Below are 15,238 nucleotides of genomic sequence, written 5' to 3'. Positions count from 1 at the left end.
AGTCGGGCATTTTAGCCCGTCCCGCGCCCTCCCTGCAGCCTGCAATGAAGAAGGGCCGGCATGGCCGGCCCTTCCGGGTACCGCGTGAAGACCGGCTCAGCCGCGCGGGGCGACCTGGTCCGGGGACACGGCGATCGCGCCGTCCCGCATGGGCAGGCGGTCGCCCGGGTCCTGGTCCATCACCAGCGAGCCGGTCTGGTCCTCGTAGCGCCAGGTGACGTCGTAGCCCACCACCTTGTCGCGCTCACCCAGGCGGACCTGGTCGCCCGGCTTCTCGTCCACGCGGGTGGTGGCGATCTTCCCGTTCTCGTCACGGTACTCGACGTCGTAGCCGATCACTTCCTCACGCGGTTCGGACACGGTGCGGCAGCGCTGCTCGACTTCCGTGTAGCGCTGGCCGCCGACGTGGCGACGGTCGATTTCACGGCCGGCGAAGCCGCCGCCGACGGCACCGGCCACGGTGGCGACCTTCTTGCCGCTGCCGCCGCCAACCTGGTTGCCGATCAGGCCGCCCACGACGGCACCGATCACGGCGCCGTCCTTGTTGCCGAAGCGCTCGGGACGGCGCTTCTCCACGGTCACGTCCTCGCAGACCTGGCGCGATCCGGTGCGCATCTCGGTCACGGCATTGCTCGCCAGCACCTCGCCGTAGATGGGTTCACGTTCGGTGATCGGGGTGGCGGACACCACCTCCGCGTAGGGAGTCGAAAAGGTCTGGTAGGCCGCGATCGCGGCGCCTCCCGCCAACATTCCGGCCAGCACGGCCAATACGGTCTTGTTCATGGTCTAGTCCTCGTTTGGCGACGGGTGCCCCGCCTGCGCAGGGGGAGAGTGTGCCCGGCTTGCTGAACCCTTCCAGAAGCCGGGCAGTGCCGCCCGACGTGTTAATTTTGCGTCGACGCCCCGATCGGAGCCCGCCATGCCCCACCCCCTCACCGGTCCGCTGGTCGCTTTCGCCAGCCGCCTGCGCTTCCCGACGCTGTTCTTCATCACCCTGGTGCTGTGGATCCTCAACACCTTCATCCTCGATCCCCTGCCCTTCATCGACGAGATCCTGATGGGCCTGGCCACGCTGATGCTGGCGACCTGGAAGCGTGACCAGGCGACGCCACCCGCCGCGCCACCCGCACCCGGCGTCACCCTCGACGGTGAATCGCGCCGCGAATGAACCCGCTGGTGGACAGCCACTGCCACCTGGACGCGTCCGAGTTCGATGCGGACCGGCCGGCGGTGATCGCGCGGGCGCGCGCGGCAGGCGTCGTCGCGCAGCTGCTGCCGGCGGTGGACCGGGCGTCCTGGCCGGTGATCCGAGCGCTTTGCGCCGCCGATCCCGGGCTGCGGCCGGCCTATGGCCTGCATCCGATGTTCCTGGACCAGCACCAGGCCGCGCATCTGGACGAGCTGTCCGACTGGCTAGAACGCGAACGCCCCGCCGCCGTTGGCGAATGTGGCCTGGACTACTTCGTTCCCGGGCTTGATCCCGAGGAACAGCGCAAGTACTTCCAGCGTCAGCTGGAGCTGGCCCGCGAGCATGCGCTGCCGTTGGTCGTGCATGCGCGCCGCGCCGTGGACGAAGTGATCAGCCGGGTGCGCCGCACCGGTGGCTTGTGCGGGGTCGTGCACAGCTGGTCGGGCAGCGAGGTGCAGGCGCGCCAGCTGTTCGACCTGGGCTTCTGCCTGGGCATCGGCGGGCCGGTCACCTTCGAACGCGCCCAGCGTCTGCGCCGCACGGTGGCGACGATGCCCATCGAGTTCCTGCTGCTGGAGACCGACGCGCCGGACCAGCCCGACGCCGCCCATCGCGGCCAGCGCAACGAGCCCGGACGCCTGCCCGAAGTGTTGCGCGTGGTGGCGGCGCTTCGCGACCAGGACGAAGCCGAGGTGGCGCAGGCGACCTCGGCCAACGCGGCGCGCCTGTTCGGTCCCTGGCCGGTCAGCCCGCCGCTGGCCCAGGCTTGAGCAGCAGCTCGATGGCCTTGCCGGCCATCGCGAATCCGAACGTGCCGGTGACGTGGGTCGCCGCGCCCAGTCCGGCGCCGCAGTCGAGCTTGAGGGCCGCATCCGCGCCCAGCTTCGGACGGATGCCGCAGACCCCACCGTCCGGTTGCGGGTACTTCACGTTCTCCAGCGAATAGACCGCCGGCACGCCGAAGTAGCGGTCGGGATTGCGCGGAAAGCCGAATCCCGATCGCAGGTGCTTGCGAACCAGTGCCAGCAGGGCGTCCTGCTCGGTGCGGGAGAGGTCGCGCACCCGCACCAGGGTCGGGTCGGTGCGCCCGCCCGCCGAGCCGCAGACGATGACCGGCAGCTTGCGGCGCCGGCACCAGGCGATCATCTCCAGCTTGCTGCGGAAACTGTCGCAGGCATCGAGCACGACGTGGTGGCCGTCGTCGAGCAGCGACTCCAGGTTGCCCGGGGTGAGGAAGCTCGGCACGACAGTGACCCGGATGTCGGGATTGATCGCGCGGCAGCGCTCGGCCAGCACCTGGGCCTTGCCCTGGCCGTAGTGACCGTCCAGCGCATGCAGCTGGCGGTTGGTGTTGCTGACGCAGACCTCGTCGGCGTCGATGAGCACCAGCTTGCCGACCCCGCTACGGGCCAGGGATTCGACCGCCCAGGAACCGACCCCGCCCAGGCCGACCACGCAGGCCTGGCGCGTGGAAAGCCGCTCGGCGGCGCCGCGTCCGTAAAGCCGGTCAATGCCGGCGAAGCGCTGCAGCAGGGAGGTCGTCATGCCGGACATTTTACGCCACCGTCACCCGCCTGAACCTTCCTCTTCCGTCCTCGTGGCTGGTCGGGGCCGGTTCAGCCGTTACGGTCCAGAGTCAGCCCAGCCTTACCCCCACCAAGGACTCCGCCATGAAGAGCCAACTGCTGATCGCCGCCGCCCTCACCGCCACCCTCGCCGCGTGCGCCAGCGCACCGCGCTCCACCGGCTACGGTGGTGGTTATTCCTCCGGCTACTCCGAGCCGCAGCGCTGCTACGACTGCGGCCGCATCGAACGCATCGAGAAGGTCTATGGCGCCCGCAGCAACTCGCGCACCGGCGCGGTTCTGGGCGGCCTGGTCGGCGCCGTCGCCGCCCGCGAGATCCCGAGCCATGGCAGCCAGGGCAAGAAGAACACCGCCACGGTGGCGGGTGCGGTTGCCGGCGCCGTCGCGGGCAACGCCATCGAGAACAAGGTCAACGAAGAGACCTTCGACATCCACATCCGCATGGATGACGGACGCATGCTCGTCGTCAACCGCAACAGCCTGGGCAACGACATCCGCGAAGGCGCCTACGTGCGCGTGGATGGCACCCGCCTGATCCCGCTGCGCTGAGGCCGGCGCTTCCGGGGCGTGCCCGGCACCGACCCCGCCGCAGCGTGTAGTGGTGGAAAGCCGCCGTGATATCTTCACGGCGGCTTTTTCATGGAGTGGACCATGCGTACCCTGATCGTCGGCGTCATCGGCCTGGTGGTGGGCGCCCTGTGCACGCTCATCCTGATGAATTCCCTGCGGCAGGGCACCGCCTATCCCAATGGCGTGATGGCGGTGATGGGCGCGCAGATGAAGGGCCTGGACCAGTCCCTGAAGCAGAACCGCTGCGCCGCCACCGATCTCAGCCCGCGCCTGCAGACACTGCGCCACGTCAGCAACGACCTGGAGCCGGCCTTCCTGCCGACCCAGGACGACGAGCGCTTCATCCAGTACGCCAGCGATCTCCGGGCTGCGCTGGACGCGGCTGTGTCGACGCCGCCGGCCGACTGCGCCGCAGCGCGTGTGGTGCTCGACCGGGTCTCCAACGGTTGCCAGGCCTGCCACCGCGACTTCAAGGGCTGAGGCGCATCCAGTCGGCGATGCGGGCCGCGACGGCGGCCGGTGTCCGCATCCACCGGAAGTGGTCGGCCGTCGTCCCCAGGCGGGCGTCGTCCAATGTCTCACGCTGGTGCGGCCCGCGCCCCAGTTTGGCCAGCAGGGCCTCCAGCGAGTCGGACGGCACCAGCCAGTCGCGGGAAAGCCGCAGGGCCAGCACCGGCTGGTCGTAGCGCGACAGTGCGGCCTCCATCGGCGCGCCGCCGTAGTCGGCATAGCGGCCGCTGCGCGCGCTCGCCGCCCAATCGCGCATCAGGCGGCCGGCTTCGCGGGCCGCGAATCCCAGGCGTTCCCCCGGGTAATGGCCGACCACGCGGGTCAGCAACGGCAGCATCGACGCGAACAGGGCCACGCCCCAACGCTGGCGTCCGCGGAACGTGGTGTAGTGCGGCACCCCGGTGGCCAGCAGCAACAGTCCAGGGAATCGGTGCGGGTCCTGCGCCGCCGCCATGGCGGCAATCTGGCCACCCAGGCTGTGGCCACCCACGCGCCACCGCGGCGCCGACCCGGAGCCGGCCAATGCCTGCACCGCGGCGGGCAGGTCCTGCTGCAGCAACTCGCGGTAGCCCCAGTCCACGCGACGCGATGCACGCAGCGAACTGCTGCCATGGCCACGCCACTCGTGGACCGCGCAAGTCACGCCGGCAGCCGCCATCGCCTGGCCGAAGCCATCGTACTTGTGCGCAGCGACACCCAGGGCTGGCAGGAACAGCAGGCCCTCACCCGAGCCTTTGGCCTCGTGCAGGCGGAGCTTGCTGCGGTGGCCATCGGTGGAGAGCACGGTGATTTCTTTTGCAGGCATGGGAGCGCGATCCGTCGGGGACGCTGAGCATACCCATTGGCTGCCGCCACGCCGAGGGCGAATCACGCCACGTGCACCTGGCGGTCGCGCCGTCATGACGCGAAACCGACGCGGAAACGACAGCGCCTCGCGCACTCTCGCTCCGTGCCTGACCGGGCACCCCCCATCCCAGGAGACAACGATGACCCTTCTTCGCAAGAGCCTGCTCGCCCTCATGATGTCCGCCGCCGTCGCCACCCCCGCCCTCGCCGACCATCATAAGGAAGCGAAGGCCGGCACCATCGTCGACGTCGCCGCGGCCAACCCGGACTTCGAGACCCTTGTCGCCGCCGTGAAGGCCGCTGGCCTGGCCGAGACCCTGTCGGGCGAAGGTCCGTTCACGGTGTTCGCGCCGACCGACGCCGCCTTCGAGAAGCTGCCGGCCGGCACGGTCGAGAACCTGCTCAAGCCCGAGAACAAGGACAAGCTGGTCGCGCTGCTGACCTATCACGTGGTCGCCGGCAAGGTCACCGCCGCCGACGTGGTCAAGCTCGACACCGCCACCACCGTAAATGGCGCCGCCGCCGACATCACCGTCAACGGCAGCACCGTGAAGGTGGACGAGGCGACCGTCACCGCCACCGACATCAAGGCCAGCAATGGCGTGATCCACGTGATCGACACGGTGATCATGCCGGAGTAACTCCCGCGCCCATGGGTTCATCCCGGACGGCCCGCGCAAGCGGGCCGTTTCATTTGCGGCGGCAGGGTCTTGGTATGCTGCCGGCATGGACACCCAGACCGCGTACTACCTCGTTGCCGGCGCCCTGATCCTCATTGGCCTGATGGGCACGGTGCTGCCCGTCCTCCCGGGCCTGCCGCTGATGTTCGGCGGCATGCTGCTGGCGGCCTGGGCCGGCGACTTCACCCGCATCGGCGGCGGCACGCTCACGGTGCTGGGCCTGCTGGTGCTGGTTTCTATCGCGGTGGATGTGCTGGCCAGCGTGGTCGGCGCCAAGCGCGTGGGTGCGTCCAACAAGGCGCTGTTCGGCGCCGGGCTGGGCGGATTGATTGGCATCTTCTTCGGCATCCCCGGCCTGCTGGCCGGCCCCTTCCTCGGCGCGGCCGCCGGCGAGATGGCCGATGGCCGCGAGTGGCGCGCGGCCTCGAAGGTTGGCCTCGGCACCTGGGTAGGCCTGGCGCTGGGCGCGGCGCTCAAGCTGGCCCTGGCCTTCACGATGCTGGGTGTTTTTGCGGTGGCGCTCTGGTGGGATTGAGCGTCCTCAGCCCTGCAGTTCGCGCAGGGTGACCGAGGGCGGCGCGCTGATCACGCGCCGCGTTGCGAACAGACCCGCCACCAGCGCCGCCAGCGTGCCCACCGCAGCGCCCGTCGCCGCCAGCGCCGGATCCGGCGTCCAGGGCAGGTCGAACACTTCGGTGGCCACCACGCCGGCCAGCACCGAGGCGGCGATCGCCGCCACCAGCCCCGACAGCAGGCCGATGGCCGAGAACTCCGAGACCTGCGCCCAGCGCAGCTGTCGCCGGCTGCCGCCCAGCACGCGCATCACGCCGCCTTCCAGCAGTCGCTCGTCCTGGCTGGCGCTCACCGCGGCCAGCAGCACCAGCACGCCGGCGGCCAGCGAGAAATAGAACACCGCTTCGACCACGGTGGACACCTGGTCCACCGTGCCGCGCACCTGGGCCAGCACGGCATCGATGTCCACCACCGACAGGTTGGGGAATGCGGCCACGAGGTCGGCGGTGAAGCGCGGGCGGTCCGGCGGCACCTTGACCGCCGTGATGTGGCTGCCCGAATAGGCGTCGAGCGAGCCGGGCGAACCGATCACGAAGAAGTTGGGCCGGAAACTCTCCCAGTCCACCTTGCGCAGGCTGGTGATGCGCGCGGTATGGGTGGCGCCGGCAATGTCGAAGCTGACCCGGTCGCCGAGTTTCCAGCCCAGCGTGGTGGCGAACTCCTCCTCCACCGAGAGCTCCGGTTCGGCCGTCGGCCCGGACGACCAGTCGCGGCCCGCGACGATTTCATTGTCTGCACGCGGCCCCGTGGATTGCGACAGGTTGAACTCGCGCTCCGCCATGCGGCGCGCGCGACCGCCCTGCTCGCCAAACTGGCTCGCATCCACGGGCGCGCCATTCACTTCTAGCAGGCGCGCGCGGATCATCGGATACAGCACCGGATCGCTGACGCCCTGTGCAGCCAGGAACTCGCGCACCGGCGCCACCTGGTCGGGCTGCACGTTGACGATGAAACGGTTCGGCGCGTCCGCGGGCAGCGCGTCGCGCCAGCGGTCCAGCAGGTCGGTGCGCACGAACGTGAGCAGCAGCAGCGCCATCAGGCCCAGGCCCAGCGCCGACACCTGGGCGATGCTGGCGCCTGCACGGCGGCTCACGTTGGCCAGGCCATAGCGCCAGGGCCCGCGCAGGCGCGAGCGCACCCGGCGCAGCAGCGCGATCAGCAGCCAGGCCAGGCCCGCCAGAACCGCCAGGGTGATGACGATGCCCAGCAGCATGGCCATCCCGAGCGTGGCCGACCCGGCCTTCCACCAAAGCAGCAGCGCCAGCCCGCTGAAACCGGCCAGGGCGACCAGCCAAGCGCTGGGTTCGGTCGGATCCAGGTCACGACGCAGCACGCGCAGCGCGGGGACGCGGCGCAGCGCAAGTACCGGCGGAACACCGAAGGCCAGCAGCACCGTGAGGCCGACGCCATAACCTTCCAGCGCGGGAAGCCACCCAGCGGCGGGAATGGACAGCTTGAGCGCCGAGGTCAGCCAGTCCGCTACCAGCCACTGCAGGCCGAAGGCCAGCGCAACGCCCAGCGTGCTGCCTATCAGGCCCAGCATCAGCAGCTCGCCGGCATGGATCGCGACCAGGGTGTTCTGGCTGGCGCCCAGGCAGCGCATCACCGCCGAACCCGACAGGTGGCGGGCGCTGTGGCGGCGCGCGGCCATGGCCACGGCGACCGCCGCCAGCACCACAGACACCAGCGCGGCCAAGCCCAGGAAGCGGCCCGCGCGGTCGAGCGCGTTGCGTATCTCGGGGCGCGCATCGCCGGCGGTCTCGAGCCGCTGGCCGCGGCCGAGGTTGTCGCGCGCAACGCGGGAGAAGGCTTCCACCGCAGACGCGTCACCGGCCACGACCAGCCGGTAGGTGATGCGGCTGCCTTCCTGCACCAGGCCAGTGGCCGGAACATCGGCCAGGTTGAGGAATACGCGCGGCGCGGTGTTGAAGTAATCGAGCGCGGCATCGGGCTCCTGCACCACCAGCGCGGCCAGCTGCAGCTCGCTGGTGCCGATGCCGATGCGGTCGCCGATGCGCGCACCCAGCGCATCCGCGCCCGCGCGGCTGAGCCACAACGTGCCCGGCGCGGGAACGCCCTGCGCCGCCACGTCACCGCCGGTGGCCGGATCGAGCAGGCGGAATTCGCCGCGCAGCGGGAAGCCTTCGCCCAGCGCCTTGAGCTCACCCAGTCGCAGGGCACTGCCTGCGCGGATCATGCTGGGGAAGCCCAGCGTCTCGGTCTGCTGCAGGCCCGGCGCCGCGGCCGCCTCGCGGACCGCGCCCGTGATCGGGCCATCCGCGCGCAGCACGGCGTCGCCGCCCAGAAGGCGATTGGCCTCCACGGCCAGCGCCCGTTCGGCGCGGTCGGTGACGAAGCCCACGGAGGTGACCGCCATCACGGCCAGCACCAGCGCGGCGAGCAGGATGCGCACGTCGCCGGCGGCAAAATCGCGCCGCAGCTGGCGCCAGGCCAGGGCCAGCGACTTCATGCCGACACCAGTCGGCCCGAATCCAGGCGCAGCACGCGGCCGCAACGCGCCGCCAGCCTTTCGTCATGCGTCACCAGCACCAGGGTGGTGCCGGCCTCGCGATTGAGCTGGAACAGCAGGTCCACGATCGCCTGGCCGGTGGCGGTGTCGAGGTTGCCGGTGGGCTCGTCGGCGAACAGCACCGCCGGCCGCGTAACGAAGGCCCGCGCCAGCGCCACCCGCTGTTGCTCGCCGCCCGAGAGCTGGCGCGGATAGTGCCCCAGCCGCTCGCCCAGGCCGACCTGCGACAGGATGGCCCGGGCCGGACCCTCGGCATCGTCGTCGCCGCGCAGCTCCAGCGGCAGCATCACGTTCTCCAGCGCGGTCAGCGACGGCAGCAGCTGGAAACTCTGGAACACGAAGCCCACCTTGGCGCCGCGCACCCGCGCCCGGCCGTCCTCGTCCAGGGCCGACAGCGGCTCGCCGTCCAGCGTGACGCTGCCGCTGCTGGGCACGTCCAGCCCCGCCAGCAGCGACAGCAGCGTGCTCTTGCCTGAACCGGAGGCACCGACGATGGCAACGGCTTCACCTTGGGTGATGGTAAAACCGACCCCATCAAGAATGGTGAGCTCGCCGGCAGGCAGCGGCACCCGCTTGCCGAGGGCCTGGGCCTTCAGGGCCTCGCGGCTGGCAACGGGCAGATCGTGGCTGTCGGCCATGAGAATCCTCTGGAACGGAGTGGAAGAGATGAAACAAGGATATGGAGCATGGACGCGGCAGGTTCAACGGGGCGTCATGGCCCTGCTGTTGGCACTTGCGCTGCCGGCGATGCTGGCGCACGCCGCCCCGACCCCGCGGGCCAAGGCCGTCCTGGTCATGGGCGACTCGCTCTCGGCCGCCTATGGCCTCGCCCCGGAACAGGGCTGGGTGTCCCTGACGGCTCAACGCATCAAGCAGCAGCGTCCCGGCTGGAAGGTGGTCAATGCCAGCGTCAGCGGCGAGACCACCGCCGGCGGCGTCTCGCGGCTGCCTGCCGACCTGGCCCGCCACAAGCCGGCGGTGGTGGTGATCGAGCTGGGCGCCAACGACGGCCTGCGCGGCCTGCCGCTGGAGCAGACCCGCGCCAACCTGGAGCGCATGATCGTCGCGGCCAAGGCCTCCGGCGCGCGCGTGCTGCTGCTGGGCATGCGCCTGCCGCCGAACTTTGGGCCGGACTATACGCGCGGCTTCGAAGCCAACTACCGCGAGCTTGCCAAGGCGCATGGCGCGAGCCTGGTGCCCTTCCTGCTCGAACCGATTGCCGGCAGCCTGGACAATTTCCAGCCCGACAACCTGCATCCGGTGGCGTCGGCGCAGCCCAAGCTGCGCGACCACGTGTGGCCCCAGCTGGAGCCTCTGCTGCGCTGAGCGTTGTGCCGGCCGGCGGCCTCAGCGATTGCCGGCGAGGGACTGCAGCGCCGCGTGTTCGTGCACGAAACGGCCCGGCGTCCTTTCCGCCAGCAGCGCCACGGCGGCCGCGGCGACGGTTTCCGCACGAATCGCGCGGTAGCGGCTCAGCGCACCGGGCATCAGCAGGTTGGTGACGGGGGCCACGGCCTGCATCACCGACTCGGCGGGACGCGATTCCGCGCGGTCACCCAGCAGCAGGCCGGGCCGCAGCATATCCACCCGATCAAAGCCCAGTTCGCCCAGCGCACGTTCGGTTTCGCCCTTGACGCGCAGGTAGAAGTTCCCCGACTGCGGGCTGGCGCCAACCGACGACACGAGGATGGCGTGGCGGGCGCCCTGCCCGCGCGCCAGTTCCGCCAGGCGAAGCACCAGGTCGCGGTCCACCGCCAGGAAGCGCTCGCGCGAGCCGGCCGTGCGGAGGGTGGTGCCCAAGCAGCAGACGTAGGCATCCAGTACCGGCGCGGCGGCCGCCAGCGGCGCGCGCAGCGGGTCGTCACCCGCGGGCGCTTCCAGCGTGTCCACCAGCTCGATCCACCGGGGTGTCGGCGCCGCCAGCGACCGGCGCAGCGGCGCGATCACGCGCGGGCCCTGCGGCTGCGCCAGCAGCTGCTGGCGCACCAGCCCGCCCACCAGGCCACTGGCTCCAGCCAAAAGGACGGCGCGGGTGTTCACGGGATCAGGACCACTCGGTGAGGCCTTCGCGTTCGTACAGAACCCGGAACGAAGGGCGCGCCTTCATGCGTTGGGCCAGCGCGGCCAGCTGCGGCCAGTGCGTGGCCGGCCGCGGCATGTTGCGCGACCAGCGCATCAGCATCGTCAGGTAGAAATCCGCGGCGCTGGCGGACGCGCCCAGCAGGTAGGGGCCACGCTTGGCCAGGTGCGCCTCGATGCGGTCCCAGCAGGCCTCCACGCGCAGCCGCGCCTGCTCCTGCGCGGCCTCGCCATTGGCTTCGCCAGCCGCCTCGGCGGGATAAAACCAGACGCGGAACGCCGGCTGCAGGGTATTGGCCAGGTGCAGGATCCACTGGTAATACCGGCCACGTTCCACCGTACCCGGCTCCGGCGCGAGGCCGAAGCTCGGATGGGCATCCGCCAGGTGCAGCACCAGGGCGGCGCATTCGCTGACCGGTTCGCCATGGATCAGCAGCGTGGGCACCACGCCGCTGGGATTGATCGCCAGGTACTCGGGTCGCTTGTGCTCGCCGCCGGCGAGGTCGAGCTTGCGCAGCTCGTGTTTGGCGCCGATCTCGATCAGCAGCCAGTGCACGACCAGGCTGGCGGCGCCGGGCGAATAGTAGAGGGTGTACATGCAGGCTTCCGTGCTACCGGGGGAAGCGGAAGCATACGACGGCCCGGGCACGGCGGCAGCCAAAAAAAAAGCCCCGGCGTTTCGGCCGGGGCTCGTTCGGGTCCGTGGGGACTCGATTACATGGGCTGCACTTCGTCAGCCTGCATGCCCTTCTGGCCCTTGACGAGCTTGAAGGACACCTTCTGGCCTTCCTGCAGGGACTTGAAGCCCGTGCCCTGGATGGAACGGAAGTGCACGAACACATCTTCGCCGTTCTCGCGGCTGATGAAGCCGAAGCCCTTGGCGTCGTTGAACCACTTAACGGTACCGATCTGACGATCCGACATTTGAATCTCCTTGGAACAAGTGAAAGAAGCGTCGGCAGCACTGGCTGCCGCGCGACTGGGGTTGCAAGGAGAGCGAGGTGAAAAGATGTAGCGGATCGATGGATCTACCGCATCAGGCCACGATTCACAGTGACCCTTCGCAAACACAGTCGCCGGCGACCATACGCCTTTCCGGCGCGGAATGCCAATGCTTTCGGGGGTTTGGACCCGCCGCCGGGCCTGGCGTTCAGGTTCCCGGGCAGCCCCGCCTCAGTCCAGGACAACCGGGATCTTGCCGATCCGGGACTGCCATTCCCTCGGCCCGGTCCGGTGCACCGACTCGCCGGTGGAGTCCACCGCCACGGTGACCGGCATGTCCCGGACCTCGAATTCGTAGATGGCCTCCATGCCCAGGTCGGCAAACCCCACCACCCGGGAGGCCTTGATGGCCTTGGAGACCAGGTAGGCCGCGCCGCCCACGGCCATCAGGTAGACCGAGCCGTGCTTGCGGATGGCCTCGATCGCCACCGGCCCCCGCTCGGCCTTGCCGACCATGCCCATCAGGCCGGTCTGGGCCAGCACCTGCTCGGTGAACTTGTCCATGCGGGTGGCGGTGGTCGGGCCGGCCGGGCCCACCACCTCGTCGCGCACCGGGTCCACCGGGCCGACGTAGTAGATGAAGCGGCCGCGCAGGTCCACCGGCAGCGGCTCGCCGCGATTGAGCATGTCCACCATGCGCTTGTGGGCAGCGTCGCGGCCGGTGAGCAGCTTGCCGTTGAGCAGCAGCACTTCGCCGGGGCGGAAGCTGGCCACGTCCTCGCGGGTGATCTTGTCCAGGTCGACGCGGCGGCCCTTGGACGTGTCGTAGGTCAGCTTGGGCCAGTCTTCCAGCGACGGCGGCTCGAGCATCACCGGGCCGCTGCCATCGAGGGTGAAGTGCGCATGACGGGTGGCCGCGCAGTTCGGAATCATCGCCACCGGCAGGTTGGCGGCGTGCGTCGGATAGTCCTTGACCTTGATGTCCAGCACCGTGGTCAGGCCGCCCAGCCCCTGGGCGCCGATGCCGAGCGCATTGACCTTCTCGAACAGCTCCAGCCGCAGCTCCTCGGCCCGGTTGGAGGCGCCGCGCGCCTGCAGGTCGGTGATGTCGATCGGCTCCATCAGCGCCTCCTTGGCCAGCAGCATGGCCTTCTCGGCGGTGCCGCCGATGCCGATGCCGAGCATGCCGGGCGGGCACCAGCCGGCGCCCATGGTCGGCACGGTCTTCAGCACCCAGTCCACGATCGAATCGGAGGGATTGAGCATGGCGAACTTGGACTTGGCTTCCGAGCCGCCGCCCTTGGCCGCCACGATCACGTCCACGGTATCGCCCGGCACCACCTTGAAGTTGACGACGGCCGGCGTGTTGTCCTTGGTGTTGCTGCGCTTGCCGGCCGGATCGGCCAGCACGCTGGCGCGCAGCTTGTTGTCGGGGTGGTTGTAGGCGCGGCGCACGCCCTCGTTGACCATGTCCTCCACGCCCATCGTGGCGTCGGCCCAGCGCACGTCCATGCCGATCTCGAGGAAGACGGTGACGATGCCGGTGTCCTGGCAGATCGGACGGTGGCCCTCGGCGCACATGCGGGAGTTGATCAGGATCTGGGCGATCGCATCGCGCGCGGCCGTCGACTGCTCGCGCTCGTAGGCGGCGGCGAGGTTCCGGATGTAGTCCACCGGGTGGTAGTACGAGATGTACTGCAGCGCGTCGGCGACGCTCTGGATGAAATCTTCCTGCTTGATCGGCTGGGACACGGCGGGCCTTGGGACGATGCGCGAGGCCGCCATTTTACCCCCGCAGGCGGTTTATTCGAGCGCCTGCCAGCGGGCGTAGGCCTGCTCGAGTTCGGACTGCAGGGCGGCCAGGCGGCCGTTGGCGGCGGTGACGGCCTCGGGACCCTGGCGGTAGAAGGCCGGGTCCTGGATCTGCGCGGTCATCGCGGCCACTTCCGCATCCAGGGCCTCGATGCGCCCGGGCAAGGCTTCCAGCTCGCGCTGCTCCTTGTACGACAGCTTGCGCTTGGCTTCGGGCACGGGCGCGGCGGCCGCCCTGGGTGTCGGCGCCACCTGCGGCGTGAGTCGCGGCGTCGCGGCGGCGGCCGCGGCGATGCGCTGCGCGATCGGCCGCTGGCGCAGCCAGTCGGTGTAGCCGCCCACGTAATCCCCTACCCGTCCGTTGCCTTCCATCACCAGCGAGCTGGTGACCACGTTGTCCAGGAAGGCGCGGTCGTGCGAGACCAGGATCAGGGTGCCGGGGTAGTCGATCAGCAGCTCCTCGAGCAGCTCCAGCGTTTCCACGTCCAGGTCGTTGGTGGGTTCGTCCATCACCAGCAGGTTGGACGGCTTGGCGAACAGCTTGGCCAACAGCAGGCGGTTGCGCTCGCCGCCCGAGAGCTTGGTGATCGGGGCCAGCGCACGGTCGGGGCTGAACAGGAAATCCTGCAGGTAGCCCATCACGTGCTTGCGGCTGCCGTTGATCTCGATGAACTCCCGGCCTTCCGAGACGTTGTCGAGCGCGTTCCAGTCCTCGCGCAGGGCGCCGCGCAGCTGGTCGAAGAACGCGACTTCCAGGTTGGTGCCGATGGCCACGGTGCCCGACTGCGGCTGCAGGTCGCCCAGCAGCAGCTTGAGCAGGGTGGTCTTGCCCGAGCCGTTGGGGCCGATCAGGCCGATCTTGTCGCCGCGCTGGATGACGGTGCTGAAATCACGCACCAGCACGCGGTCGCCGAAAGCGAAGTTCACGTGCTTGGCGTCGAACACCTTGCGGCCCGACTTTTCGGCGCCCGCGGCGGCCAGCTTGACGTTGCCCGCCTGCTCGCGACGTTCGGCGCGTTCGCGGCGCAGGGCCTTGAGCGCGGTGACGCGGCCCTCGTTGCGCACGCGCCGGGCCTTGATGCCCTGCCGGATCCACACTTCCTCCTGCGCCAGCTTCTTGTCGAACAGCGCATTGGCCTGGGCCTCGGCGTGCAGGCGCTCCTCGCGGCGGCGGAGGAAGTTGTCGTAGTCGCCCGGCCAGCTGGTCACCTGGCCCCGGTCGATTTCCAGGATGCGGGTGGCGAGGTTGCGCAGGAACTCGCGGTCGTGGGTGACGAAGACCACGCTGCCGCCGAAATTCTTCAGGAACTCCTCGAGCCAGGCGATGGACTCGATGTCCAGGTGGTTGGTGGGCTCGTCGAGCAGCAGCAGGTCGGGGGCGGCCACCAGGGCCTGCGCCAGCAGCACGCGCCGCTTCATGCCGCCCGACAGCGCCGAGAACTCGGCGTCCTCGGGCAGGTCCAGCTTGCTGATCACCTGCTCCACGCGCTGTTCGATCGCCCAGCCGTTGCCGGCCTCGATGCGGGCCTGCACCGTGCCCAGCTCGTCCATGTCGATGTCCATGCCGTCGTGCAGCATGTGGTGGTAGCGCGCCAGGTCGGCGCCCAGCTCGCCCAGGCCCATCGAGACCACGTCGAACACGCTGCCCGAGAGGTCCTTGGGAACCTCCTGGGCGAGGCCGGCGATGCGGCCCTCGCGCACGATCACGCCGTCGTCGGGCGTGATTTCGCCCGACAGCAGGCGCAGCAGGGTGGACTTGCCGGCGCCGTTGCGGCCGACGATGCAGACGCGCTCGTTGCGCTCGATCGACAGGCTGACGGATTGCAGCAGCAGGGGACCGCCGACGCCGTAGTCGACGCCTTGGAGTGAGATCAGGGACATGCCGCCAGTTTACAGGCAAGCGGCCACCTCGGCCCGGGTC

Annotated in this window: 17 protein-coding genes; 7 read left to right on the top strand and 10 right to left on the bottom strand. The window is 69.9% G+C overall.

Going from position 1 to position 15,238, the window contains the following annotated elements; genetic code table 11:
* Window positions 1-96: 96 nt before the first annotated feature.
* Complete coding sequence (locus ACOQFR_RS12060) at window positions 97-783, bottom strand: glycine zipper 2TM domain-containing protein (protein ID WP_421382227.1); 687 nt, start codon at window positions 781-783, stop codon at window positions 97-99.
* A gap of 136 nt (window positions 784-919) precedes the next feature.
* On the opposite strand from ACOQFR_RS12060, the gene ACOQFR_RS12055 reads away from it, so the two are divergent.
* Together ACOQFR_RS12055 and ACOQFR_RS12050 are read left to right on the top strand one after the other, a co-directional pair.
* Complete coding sequence (locus ACOQFR_RS12055; RefSeq protein ID WP_421382225.1) at window positions 920-1,168, top strand: DUF6116 family protein; 249 nt, start codon at window positions 920-922, stop codon at window positions 1,166-1,168.
* Window positions 1,165-1,959, top strand: coding sequence for a TatD family hydrolase (locus ACOQFR_RS12050; protein WP_421382223.1), 795 nt, complete (start codon window positions 1,165-1,167; stop codon window positions 1,957-1,959). Before ACOQFR_RS12055 ends, ACOQFR_RS12050 begins: the two co-directional genes overlap by 4 nt.
* Here ACOQFR_RS12050 and ACOQFR_RS12045 read toward each other — a convergent pair.
* Window positions 1,934-2,734 carry a tRNA threonylcarbamoyladenosine dehydratase gene (locus tag ACOQFR_RS12045; RefSeq protein ID WP_421382221.1) on the bottom strand — a complete coding sequence of 267 codons (801 nt, stop codon included), beginning with the start codon at window positions 2,732-2,734 and terminating at the stop codon, window positions 1,934-1,936. The two genes, ACOQFR_RS12050 and ACOQFR_RS12045, sit on opposite strands and share 26 nt — an antisense overlap.
* 125 nt (window positions 2,735-2,859) lie before the next feature.
* Between ACOQFR_RS12045 and ACOQFR_RS12040 the strand changes: the two genes are divergently transcribed.
* On the top strand, window positions 2,860-3,324 hold the full coding sequence (locus tag ACOQFR_RS12040) for a peptidoglycan-associated outer membrane lipoprotein precursor (RefSeq protein ID WP_421382219.1): 465 nt from the start codon (window positions 2,860-2,862) through the stop codon (window positions 3,322-3,324).
* A 102-nt stretch (window positions 3,325-3,426) separates the two neighbouring features.
* A complete protein-coding gene (locus ACOQFR_RS12035; protein WP_421382217.1) occupies window positions 3,427-3,825 on the top strand; it encodes a hypothetical protein in 399 nt (132 codons plus the stop codon).
* On the opposite strand, the gene ACOQFR_RS12030 is transcribed toward ACOQFR_RS12035, so the two are convergent.
* A complete protein-coding gene (locus ACOQFR_RS12030) occupies window positions 3,815-4,660 on the bottom strand; it encodes an alpha/beta fold hydrolase (RefSeq protein WP_421382215.1) in 846 nt (281 codons plus the stop codon). The genes ACOQFR_RS12035 and ACOQFR_RS12030 overlap by 11 nt on opposite strands.
* A gap of 181 nt (window positions 4,661-4,841) precedes the next feature.
* Between ACOQFR_RS12030 and ACOQFR_RS12025 the strand changes: the two genes are divergently transcribed.
* Both ACOQFR_RS12025 and ACOQFR_RS12020 read left to right on the top strand, forming a co-directional pair.
* On the top strand, window positions 4,842-5,342 hold the full coding sequence (locus ACOQFR_RS12025; protein WP_421382213.1) for a fasciclin domain-containing protein: 501 nt from the start codon (window positions 4,842-4,844) through the stop codon (window positions 5,340-5,342).
* A gap of 85 nt (window positions 5,343-5,427) precedes the next feature.
* A complete protein-coding gene (locus tag ACOQFR_RS12020) occupies window positions 5,428-5,916 on the top strand; it encodes a DUF456 domain-containing protein (protein ID WP_421382211.1) in 489 nt (162 codons plus the stop codon).
* 6 nt (window positions 5,917-5,922) lie between these two features.
* Here ACOQFR_RS12020 and ACOQFR_RS12015 read toward each other — a convergent pair whose 3' ends face one another.
* Window positions 5,923-8,424 carry an ABC transporter permease gene (locus ACOQFR_RS12015; protein WP_421382209.1) on the bottom strand — a complete coding sequence of 834 codons (2,502 nt, stop codon included), beginning with the start codon at window positions 8,422-8,424 and terminating at the stop codon, window positions 5,923-5,925.
* Window positions 8,421-9,122, bottom strand: a complete 702-nt coding sequence (locus ACOQFR_RS12010) for an ABC transporter ATP-binding protein (RefSeq protein ID WP_421382207.1) — start codon at window positions 9,120-9,122, stop codon at window positions 8,421-8,423. The genes ACOQFR_RS12015 and ACOQFR_RS12010 overlap by 4 nt, the downstream gene beginning before the upstream one ends.
* A gap of 76 nt (window positions 9,123-9,198) precedes the next feature.
* Here ACOQFR_RS12010 and ACOQFR_RS12005 point away from each other — a divergent pair, with 76 nt between their 5' ends.
* Window positions 9,199-9,810 carry an arylesterase gene (locus ACOQFR_RS12005; protein ID WP_421382205.1) on the top strand — a complete coding sequence of 204 codons (612 nt, stop codon included), beginning with the start codon at window positions 9,199-9,201 and terminating at the stop codon, window positions 9,808-9,810.
* A gap of 21 nt (window positions 9,811-9,831) precedes the next feature.
* Here the strand turns inward: ACOQFR_RS12005 and ACOQFR_RS12000 are convergent, their stop codons facing one another.
* From ACOQFR_RS12000 to ACOQFR_RS11980, 5 genes are all read right to left on the bottom strand, one after another.
* Window positions 9,832-10,524 (bottom strand): hypothetical protein, encoded by a 693-nt coding sequence (locus tag ACOQFR_RS12000; RefSeq protein WP_421382203.1) that lies wholly within the window; start codon window positions 10,522-10,524, stop codon window positions 9,832-9,834.
* Window positions 10,525-10,528: 4 nt separating this feature from the next.
* Window positions 10,529-11,161: a glutathione S-transferase family protein gene (locus ACOQFR_RS11995; protein ID WP_421382201.1), complete on the bottom strand. Its 633-nt coding sequence runs from the start codon at window positions 11,159-11,161 to the stop codon at window positions 10,529-10,531.
* A 116-nt stretch (window positions 11,162-11,277) separates the two neighbouring features.
* Window positions 11,278-11,487 (bottom strand): cold-shock protein, encoded by a 210-nt coding sequence (locus ACOQFR_RS11990; RefSeq protein WP_026816018.1) that lies wholly within the window; start codon window positions 11,485-11,487, stop codon window positions 11,278-11,280.
* 249 nt (window positions 11,488-11,736) lie between these two features.
* Window positions 11,737-13,257 carry a fumarate hydratase gene (locus ACOQFR_RS11985; protein WP_421382197.1) on the bottom strand — a complete coding sequence of 507 codons (1,521 nt, stop codon included), beginning with the start codon at window positions 13,255-13,257 and terminating at the stop codon, window positions 11,737-11,739.
* 51 nt (window positions 13,258-13,308) lie between these two features.
* Window positions 13,309-15,198, bottom strand: coding sequence for an ATP-binding cassette domain-containing protein (locus ACOQFR_RS11980; RefSeq protein WP_421382194.1), 1,890 nt, complete (start codon window positions 15,196-15,198; stop codon window positions 13,309-13,311).
* Window positions 15,199-15,238: the final 40 nt, after the last annotated feature.

Origin of the sequence: Arenimonas sp. MALMAid1274 (genome assembly GCF_049195245.1) — a bacterium.
In the GTDB taxonomy this organism is placed as follows: domain Bacteria; phylum Pseudomonadota; class Gammaproteobacteria; order Xanthomonadales; family Xanthomonadaceae; genus Arenimonas.
The sequence above is the reverse complement of the archived record's forward strand: the minus strand, read 5'-3'. Positions and strand labels throughout refer to the sequence as shown.

Coding starts and splice junctions, on each gene's coding strand:
- ACOQFR_RS12060 (WP_421382227.1), bottom strand. CDS start 783: ATGAACAAGACCGTATTGGCCGTGCTGGCCGGAATGTTGGCGGGAGGC.
- ACOQFR_RS12055 (WP_421382225.1), top strand. CDS start 920: ATGCCCCACCCCCTCACCGGTCCGCTGGTCGCTTTCGCCAGCCGCCTG.
- ACOQFR_RS12050 (WP_421382223.1), top strand. CDS start 1,165: ATGAACCCGCTGGTGGACAGCCACTGCCACCTGGACGCGTCCGAGTTC.
- ACOQFR_RS12045 (WP_421382221.1), bottom strand. CDS start 2,734: ATGACGACCTCCCTGCTGCAGCGCTTCGCCGGCATTGACCGGCTTTAC.
- ACOQFR_RS12040 (WP_421382219.1), top strand. CDS start 2,860: ATGAAGAGCCAACTGCTGATCGCCGCCGCCCTCACCGCCACCCTCGCC.
- ACOQFR_RS12035 (WP_421382217.1), top strand. CDS start 3,427: ATGCGTACCCTGATCGTCGGCGTCATCGGCCTGGTGGTGGGCGCCCTG.
- ACOQFR_RS12030 (WP_421382215.1), bottom strand. CDS start 4,660: ATGCCTGCAAAAGAAATCACCGTGCTCTCCACCGATGGCCACCGCAGC.
- ACOQFR_RS12025 (WP_421382213.1), top strand. CDS start 4,842: ATGACCCTTCTTCGCAAGAGCCTGCTCGCCCTCATGATGTCCGCCGCC.
- ACOQFR_RS12020 (WP_421382211.1), top strand. CDS start 5,428: ATGGACACCCAGACCGCGTACTACCTCGTTGCCGGCGCCCTGATCCTC.
- ACOQFR_RS12015 (WP_421382209.1), bottom strand. CDS start 8,424: ATGAAGTCGCTGGCCCTGGCCTGGCGCCAGCTGCGGCGCGATTTTGCC.
- ACOQFR_RS12010 (WP_421382207.1), bottom strand. CDS start 9,122: ATGGCCGACAGCCACGATCTGCCCGTTGCCAGCCGCGAGGCCCTGAAG.
- ACOQFR_RS12005 (WP_421382205.1), top strand. CDS start 9,199: ATGGCCCTGCTGTTGGCACTTGCGCTGCCGGCGATGCTGGCGCACGCC.
- ACOQFR_RS11995 (WP_421382201.1), bottom strand. CDS start 11,161: ATGTACACCCTCTACTATTCGCCCGGCGCCGCCAGCCTGGTCGTGCAC.
- ACOQFR_RS11990 (WP_026816018.1), bottom strand. CDS start 11,487: ATGTCGGATCGTCAGATCGGTACCGTTAAGTGGTTCAACGACGCCAAG.
- ACOQFR_RS11980 (WP_421382194.1), bottom strand. CDS start 15,198: ATGTCCCTGATCTCACTCCAAGGCGTCGACTACGGCGTCGGCGGTCCC.